Annotated in this window: 9 protein-coding genes; 5 read left to right on the forward strand and 4 right to left on the reverse strand. The window is 59.1% G+C overall.

Annotation, left to right across the window (positions count from 1 at the left end; genetic code table 11):
* Positions 1 to 164 precede the first annotated feature (164 nt).
* Positions 165 to 563, forward strand: a complete 399-nt coding sequence (locus NKJ17_RS32955) for a hypothetical protein (protein WP_352691868.1) — start codon at positions 165 to 167, stop codon at positions 561 to 563.
* Positions 564 to 677: 114 nt separating this feature from the next.
* On the opposite strand, the gene NKJ17_RS32960 is transcribed toward NKJ17_RS32955, so the two are convergent.
* The 4 genes from NKJ17_RS32960 to lepA form a co-directional block, all read right to left on the reverse strand.
* Positions 678 to 1496: a dCTP deaminase domain-containing protein gene (locus tag NKJ17_RS32960; protein WP_352691870.1), complete on the reverse strand. Its 819-nt coding sequence runs from the start codon at positions 1494 to 1496 to the stop codon at positions 678 to 680.
* Positions 1468 to 1965, reverse strand: a complete 498-nt coding sequence (locus NKJ17_RS32965; protein ID WP_352691872.1) for a hypothetical protein — start codon at positions 1963 to 1965, stop codon at positions 1468 to 1470. The genes NKJ17_RS32960 and NKJ17_RS32965 overlap by 29 nt, the downstream gene beginning before the upstream one ends.
* A 104-nt stretch (positions 1966 to 2069) precedes the next feature.
* Entirely contained in the window at positions 2070 to 2633 is a 564-nt protein-coding gene (locus NKJ17_RS32970) for a DUF1643 domain-containing protein (protein WP_352691874.1), read from the reverse strand.
* A gap of 119 nt (positions 2634 to 2752) precedes the next feature.
* Positions 2753 to 4558: a translation elongation factor 4 gene (lepA, locus tag NKJ17_RS32975; protein WP_352691876.1), complete on the reverse strand. Its 1806-nt coding sequence runs from the start codon at positions 4556 to 4558 to the stop codon at positions 2753 to 2755.
* Positions 4559 to 4717: 159 nt separating this feature from the next.
* Here lepA and NKJ17_RS32980 point away from each other — a divergent pair, with 159 nt between their 5' ends.
* From NKJ17_RS32980 to msrA, 4 genes are all read left to right on the forward strand, one after another.
* Entirely contained in the window at positions 4718 to 5782 is a 1065-nt protein-coding gene (locus NKJ17_RS32980) for a TadE/TadG family type IV pilus assembly protein (protein WP_352691878.1), read from the forward strand.
* 342 nt (positions 5783 to 6124) lie between these two features.
* Entirely contained in the window at positions 6125 to 6835 is a 711-nt protein-coding gene (locus NKJ17_RS32985) for a DUF1223 domain-containing protein (protein WP_352691879.1), read from the forward strand.
* A 78-nt stretch (positions 6836 to 6913) separates the two neighbouring features.
* Positions 6914 to 7249 carry a hypothetical protein gene (locus NKJ17_RS32990; protein ID WP_352691881.1) on the forward strand — a complete coding sequence of 112 codons (336 nt, stop codon included), beginning with the start codon at positions 6914 to 6916 and terminating at the stop codon, positions 7247 to 7249.
* A gap of 76 nt (positions 7250 to 7325) precedes the next feature.
* Positions 7326 to 8054, forward strand: a complete 729-nt coding sequence (msrA, locus tag NKJ17_RS32995) for a peptide-methionine (S)-S-oxide reductase MsrA (RefSeq protein ID WP_352691882.1) — start codon at positions 7326 to 7328, stop codon at positions 8052 to 8054.
* Positions 8055 to 8172: the final 118 nt, after the last annotated feature.

The raw sequence follows: 8172 nt of genomic DNA on the forward strand, positions 1-8172 counted from the left end.
GCAAATCACTCAAGGCGGCACCTCCTGCCACCTTGAATCACCCAACAGAGATCAACTCAACAAATTAATGGGTCCTGACCCTAGCCAAAAACACCGGTAAGTCGAAAGAGGACATAAAGAAGATTCTTGATGCGAAGTATGGGAAACCCGCCACGGTAAAGCGCTTGGCGAAGGCGGTGCAGGGCTTCTTCATTCCAAGCCAGCGTGAAGGCGGTGTGCCAATCCTATTTGATAGAGAACGTGTCGAGTCAGAAGTCGTCAAGCAAATCCCATATGCCGAAGAGTTCAGCGCCAAAGAGGATTTTGAACGGTACGACAGTTACGACGACGTCACGCTTGAAATACACGCTCAGGACAAGGACAAGATCAATACCGGCTGGGCGGCTGTCCCGAAAGGCGTCACAGAATCGCGCCTCAGAATGAAGCTGGTCGACCCGGTGACGGCTCATGATATCTGGACCAAAGATACCGTTCGGGGGGATATCACCATTGTTTCTAAGCTCACAAGCGACGGCTATACACCGGCGGAAATCCATCTGACCGCCGTACGCAATTCGGACTAACCAAGCTCAAGAGTCCACTTTATCATCTTCGAACATTGCAGAGGAACGCAGCGGTAAATCCGCTAGGGCTGATTCGTGGATCTCCTGTTTCAGTAGAACTTTTTTAGCCGCAGTTTAAGGACTTGTTTGAGCGGGAGGACTAAGCTCAGGGGCACCAAGTACTGGCCACTTAGTCTCAATCTTCTTAAGAAGATTCAATCCAACACCCAACGTTGTTGGAGCAACAATGGTTAATACAATGCCTACCAAAGCCAAGATAACACCTAGAGAGATGTTATTCCAGAGATTACTTAAGCTGTCTATTACAGGTTGTTGAGTGGAAATTCTTTTGTCAACGTCGCTCTCAATCTGTCTAATTTTCTCAGAAAGCCCTTGAAGTGACAATATCTCTTTGCTCATGCCCCGAACAAGTTCGTTATCAATATCGTTTATAGCTTTTCCGTCATAAAGGTACGGTGGGCTTGATGTTCTATCCAAGCTACAAAACCAGATCTTAAAGGCGGGATCTCCTTCACATATCTGAACGGGCGATGGGCTGGCGTTGTAAACCGCGTATATCAGCTTTCCTTTGTACCCTGGATCAACGTGAAATCCCGAAACGTTAATAAGCCCTTGGTACTTAATGCGCGTCCGCATAGATATGAACGCCATAGCATCTGAAGGTATCGACACCTCCTCTTTTGTAAGGAGAAATGCGAACTGCCCGGGAGGAATCAAAAAGCATTGCTTCTCCGCTAAAACAGTTTTTCCTTGATGTTCTCCAGATAGTTCCGCCGTCTTAAAAAGGACATTACCCATGCGTAAGTTGTACGCATTCGCATCTATGTGCAATGGGTCAAAATCCATTACAACGGATTGGTTAGCTAGAAGCTTTTCGCCGCTCCAGAATCCACCGCCGCCAAGATTATTCCGTGATGTAGAACTGGCGCTCACGCAATTCGCTCCTGCGCTGTATTACAGCTTCGTGGAGGTTGAGGCCTCGCTCTTCAGATATCTGTGCAACCCATGTCATGATGTCGATGTTGGCGCTACGCATAATAGGAAGGCAGTCTTCGGCGTGATCAATCTTCTCGCATGCGTCCGCAAACCGACCAGCTGCATCAGCAAAAGTGCGAAGCGGGTCGATTTGGGTGGCAGGTTTGACGGCAACATTTGGTGCGGGCAGATGCTGATGGAGTGTATTTGCTGCGCTAAGACAGACAAGTGCAGTGTCAGTCAACGTCCGGTCATAAGCCTTTGGCTCAGTCAAGCCGCGCGCCAGCCGTCCCACGTATTTGCAGTAGTGGAGTCCGTAATGTTTTAGCCTGTCGTTTTTATGCAAGCACAGGATATCGGAGTGGTTCCTCCGATCATGATGATACTGCTCCTGTTGCAGTTGCAGCATGTCGCCATCTGAAAACATAATCGCGCTCCCTTCCCCCAGGTTCGCGTTGCCATCCTGATTCTGAAGCCGAATCAAGCCGCATACCACGACTTTTGCGGCAAATCGGAGTTTCCCACAAGTTATTAAAGTAAGCGTGAAACCGAAGAAGGGGGCCACAGAAACGGTTTCGACTCACGTGATATATAGAGAGGATGTTTTGGCGATCCATCCTTATTCGAGCCGAGTGCACGAATTTCGCACCCAGTTTCCCGAACGAGTTGCTCAACGTCACGCAATCTCGAGGTAGCTGCCGGTAGATATTGCCGTGGCGGGCGAATGACACCCCAGCCCAAAACGATGAAGCCGCCAGCCTCTTTCACCTCAGTCGCTGCCCGAAGAATGTGACCATCGTTCAGCGGCCCGACAGGGTCACCGCTTGCCCATAACTCTCTAGACAATGTTGCAATGCGCGCCCACGGGTTTATGAACGTAAGTCGTTCGCAACCCCATAGTTTGGCATACCCAATTCCCCGCCGCAGAGTGGCGTCATCGGCCTCTTCATCGGCGATACTTGGATTGTGAAGCAAAAACGCCACCGGCGGCCGCCGTCCACCGATGGGACGGTCGAGGCGATAACGGTACTGTCGACATTCCGAGAAGATGGCTGTCAATGGTGCGCGCTCAGCAATGTGTCTGTTGGGGCGCAAATGGCCGCTGCGGGGCGACTCTGAAGTGCAAGGCCGGGAACCCGCAATGGCGAGTAACTATTTTCGCCGTGCAACGCTGGTCTGAAATTCCACTGCGTCCGGCCACAGGCACAGCCCCCTCAATCCCCCATCTTCAGCGCCTGGATAAACGCCTCCTGGGGAATATCCACCTTGCCAAACTGGCGCATCCGCTTCTTGCCCTCTTTCTGCTTGTCGAGCAGCTTGCGTTTACGCGAGACGTCGCCGCCGTAGCATTTGGCGGTGACGTCCTTGCGCAGCGCCGAGATGGTTTCGCGGGCGATGACCTTGCCGCCGATCGCCGCCTGGATCGGGATCTTGAACAGATGGTGCGGGATCAGCTCCTTCAGCTTCTCGCACATCTGGCGGCCGCGCTTTTCCGCCGCCGTGCGGTGGACCAGCATCGACAGCGCGTCGACCGGCTCCTCGTTGACCAGGATCGACATTTTCACCAGGTCGCCCTCGCGATAGTCGGTCAGGTGATAGTCGAAGGAGGCATAGCCCTTGGAGATCGACTTCAGACGGTCGTAGAAGTCGAAGACCACCTCGTTGAGCGGCAAATCGTAGATCAGCATGGCGCGCTTGCCGACATAGGACAGGTCGGCCTGGATGCCACGCCGGTCCTGGCAGAGTTTCAGGATGCCGCCGAGATAGTCGTCGGGGGTGAGGATGGTGGCGCGGATCCACGGCTCCTCGATGGCCGATATCTTGACCACCTCGGGCATGTCGGCCGGATTGTGCAGTTCCTTGACCGTGCCGTCGTTCAACAGCAGGCGGTAGACGACCGAGGGTGCGGTGGCGATGAGGTCGAGGTTGAACTCGCGCTCCAGCCGCTCCTGGATGATTTCAAGATGCAAAAGGCCGAGGAAGCCGCAGCGATAGCCGAAGCCGAGCGCGGCGCTGGTTTCCATTTCAAAGGAGAAGGACGCGTCATTGAGGCGCAGTTTGCCGACCGCGGCGCGCAGGTCTTCGAAATCGGCGGCGTCGACCGGGAACAGGCCGCAGAACACCACCGGCTGCGCCGGCTTGAAGCCGGGCAGGGCTTGTGCCGTCGGGCGCTTGTCTTCGGTGATGGTGTCGCCGACGCGGGTGTCGGCAACCTCCTTGATCGAGCCGGTGAAGAAGCCGAACTCGCCGGGGCCGAGCTCGTCGACATTGATGCGGGCGGGCGTGAAGACGCCGGTGCGCTCGACCAGGTATCTGGCGCCGGTGCCCATCATGCGGATGGTCTGGCCCTTCTTCAGCACGCCGTCGATGATGCGCACCAGCACGATGACGCCGAGATAGGCGTCGTACCAGCTGTCGACCAGCATCGCCTTCAAGGGGGCCGCGATGTCGCCCTCGCGCGGCGGTGGCAGATCGTTGACGATCGCTTCCAGCACGTCGGGGATGCCCAGCCCGGTCTTGGCCGAGATCAGCACGGCGTTGGAGGCGTCGATGCCGATCACCTCCTCGACCTGCTCGCGGATGCGCTCGGGCTCGGCAGCGGGCAGGTCGACCTTGTTCAGCACCACGACGATCTCATGGTTGTTGTCGATCGCCTGGTAGACATTGGCCAGCGTCTGCGCCTCGACCCCTTGCGAGGCGTCGACGACCAGCAGCGAGCCCTCGCAGGCGGCAAGCGAGCGCGACACTTCATAAGCGAAGTCGACATGGCCGGGCGTGTCGATCAGGTTGAGGATATAATCCTCGCCATTGTTGGCGCGGTATTTCAACCGTACCGTCTGCGCCTTGATGGTGATGCCGCGCTCGCGCTCGATGTCCATCGAGTCCAGCACCTGCTCCTTCATGTCGCGCAGCTCCAGCCCGCCGGTCGACTGGATCAGCCGGTCGGCAAGCGTGGATTTGCCATGGTCGATATGGGCAACGATGGAGAAGTTGCGGATGTTCTTGATCGGCGTGGTCATGCGGCGCGCTTTAGCAGGGGCACGGTATATCGGCAAGCGGCGGGGCGCGGGTGCGGCGGCAAGGCGGCAAAGTCGTTAAACTTTGATCCATGAGATTAGAGCATAGTTTGCGCCCGGCGTGGTAGCCCACCGGTCTATCGCCGTTTCGGGGGGATCGGAATGCCGCTGTCAGCACGCAAATTTCTCAGATCGGTGAGCGGCTCGTTCGCGCCGATGCTCGCCATCCTGCTTATCCCGATGGTTGCCGCATTGGGCTTTTCCATCGACTATACCTCGGCGGTTTCAACCAGGGCATCGATGCAGAACGCCCTCGATGCAGCGTCGCTGTCGATCACGACGCTTGCGACGGACACCTCATTGGCGGACCGTCAGGTAAAACTGCAGGAGGTATACCTGGCCAATGGCGGGCAAGGCACGGCCAAGCTCGACAGCTTCGTCGTCGCCACCGACGGCGCCGCCAGCATCAAGGCTTCGGCCGGCTTTGCCATGCCGACGAATTTCATGCAGATCGCCAGGATCAACACGGTGCAGGTCGGCGTTGCGTCGGCAGTGACAAAGCGGCCGGCATTGGTGCAAGCCACGTTCAAGGTGACCAAGGTCTCGGGCTGGTGGGGCAAGACAATGACGCTCTACGGCACCAAATTCGGGGACACGGTGGCCAACAAGCTGATGAAGATCACCTACACATACAACGGTTATGGCGATCCGAAAGGCTATGGCACGGCGACCGTCTCCACCATCAACGGAGCGACGATCACTACGGTCCAGCAGCAGGTGTGTACGACCACCACGGTGCTCAGCTTTTATGGGCTGCCCAGCACCACGATCACCCAGACCGCTTCCAACGGCAAGAAATATGCGACCACCTGCGTCAACACCATGTACCCGGCGACCGGTGCCGGCGCGGTGATCGACGTCAGCCAGATGGACCAGCTCTACCTGCAGATGGATGTGCCGTCAGGCAATCCAACGGTGCTCAAATCGAACGATCCGGCGACATCGAACCGCCTCTACGCGGACGGCGTCGAGATCGCCAGTGGCCAAACGGTCGATATCTTTACGCTGGTGCCGTGCGGCCAGACCAGCACACAAGCGTGGGAAGACGGGGGATCGCCGGTGCCGACATCTCCGACCATCACCGATTCCAACGCGGACTTTTTCTACACAGTAACCGGCAAGTGCGCCTTCAATCAGCGGGCATCGGAAACGCTGTTGACACAATAGGACGCCGCAGCTGAGTGCGAGGGCATATCGGCCCGCTTAGGCTGCCCGTCCATCACACCGCCGCCCGTCACACCGGGTGGCGTGTTGGTTGCGAGCGACCGTCTTCCCTTTGCCCCCTGTGGGAGAAGGCGGCCGAGCGAAGCTCGGTCGGATGAGGGGTGTTCCAGGGAACGCCGACGCCTCATTGCTTCCAGCACCCCTCAACCGTCTCGGCGCTTCGCGCCGATTCACCTTCTCCCACAAGAGGAAGAGAGAGCTGCGAACGATCACGAAGCGGTGATGCTGTAACGAACCGTGTTTCGGCGGCGAAGTGTGGACATGGAACCGCACAGGAGAACAGCGATGACCGGATCGAAACGCAGCACAGCCCTGATGGGGCTCGCCGCGGTACTGTTTTCGGCAACTGTGCTGTCGGCAACCGGCGCGGCCGCCGGCCAGACGCAGACCGTCGTCGAGCTGTTCACCAGCCAGGGCTGCTCGTCCTGCCCGCCGGCCAACGCCAATCTGATCAAGGTCAAGGACCGGCCCGGCGTGCTGGCGCTGTCCTTCAACGTCACCTACTGGGACTATCTCGGCTGGAAGGACACATTCGGCAAAGAAGAATTCACGCAGCGCCAGGTCCGCTATGAACCGTCGCTCGGCCGTTCCGGCCCGTTCACGCCACAAGTGGTGGTCAACGGCAAGGCCGATGCGGTCGGCGCCAGGCCCGGCGAGATCGAGCAGCTGATTTCGAGCGGCGGCCGCGCCGACGGACCTTCGCTGTCGCTCGCCGGCGGGATGGTCAGCATCGGCGCCGGTCCGGTGCCCGGAGGCAAGGCCGACGTCTGGCTGGTGCGTTACGGCAAGGGCGTCGTCGAGGTGCCGGTGGCGCGCGGAGAAAACACCGGCCGCACGCTGCCGCACGCCAATGTCGTGCATTCGCTGACCAGGCTGGGCAGTTGGACCGGCGACGCCACCGCGCTGCCGCTGCCGGCGACGACGGGCGGCCTTAGCACGGCGGTGCTGGTACAGGTGCCGGGCGGCGGGCCGATCCTTGCTGCCGCTACGAATTAGAAACCCGCGCGAAATTCCCCCAACGCGCAGCGGCGCCGCCGCATGCCGTCAACCCCTGCCAAACCCTAGGAGATCATCATGACCAATCGTTTGACCAATCGCCCGACCCTGGCGGTACTCGCCTTCGCACTTTGCTCGGCGGCGCTGTTCGCAGGAGGCGCGGCGCGAGCCGAAGATGCGATGAAGCCGGCGATGGCGACAAACGCCATGAAGCCGGCAACGGGCGCCATGAAGCCGGCAACGGACGCAATGAAGCCGGCCGGCGCCATGGCGGCTGACGCGATGGCCACGACCGCGATGAAGGCGACCGATCCGATGAAGGCCGACTGCATGAACAAGGCCGACGCCGAGACGGACGCCATGAAGAAGGCAGAGGCGACCAAGGCCTGCGATGCCATGGCTCCGGCCAAATAGGCGATGCGCACAGCAATGTGAGAGCCCGGCGGACCTATCCGTCGTATAATCCACGCCACATCATGGGAGATCAGACATGACCGCAGCCGTGAAACGATCGTCGATTTTCGCAAAAGCAGCAGCTGCCGCGCTCATCCTCACGGCCGCCGCCGCCGTATTCTGGCAGACCCCGGCAGTCTCGGCCGAAGACGCGGTGGTGATCCCGCCGCCGGCAATGGACGAGAAGGCCACCGCCGGCACCGAAAAGGCGGTCTTCGCCGGCGGCTGCTTCTGGGGTGTGCAAGGCGTGTTCCAGCACGTCAAGGGCGTCACCAGCGCCGTCTCCGGCTATGCCGGCGGCGACAAGGACACGGCCGTCTATGAAATGGTCGGCACCAGCCGGACGGGCCATGCCGAATCCGTCGAGATCACCTACGAGCCGTCCAAGGTTACTTACGGCCAGCTGCTGCAGGTGTATTTCTCGGTGGCGCACAATCCGACGCAACTGAAGTACCAGGGGCCGGACAGCGGCACACAGTACCGTTCGACGATCTTTGCGGAAAACGACACGCAGAAAAAGATCGCCGAAAGCTATATCGCCCAGCTCGACAAGGCCAAGGTGTTTCCTAAGCCGATCGTGACGACGCTGGAGACCGGCAAGAGCTTCTATCCGGCCGAGGACTACCACCAGGACTTTCTGACCCTCAACCCGACTTATCCCTATATCGTCTACAATGATTTGCCCAAGGTCGAGAACCTGAAGCGGCTGTTCCCCAACCTCTACAGCGAAAAGCCGGTGCTGGTGCTGGCCGCTAACAAGAGCTGAGCTTTTGCGCCGGCGGGCGCGACGGAGAATAAGCGTCGGCGATCCTTCGCGCCCCCCTCTGCCCTGCCGGGCATCTCCCCCTCAAGGGGGTGTTTGGACCGGGGACATCGCGAACAGG

The sequence above is a fragment of the Mesorhizobium sp. M0208 genome, assembly GCF_040322015.1.
In the GTDB taxonomy this organism is placed as follows: Bacteria; Pseudomonadota; Alphaproteobacteria; order Rhizobiales; family Rhizobiaceae; genus Mesorhizobium.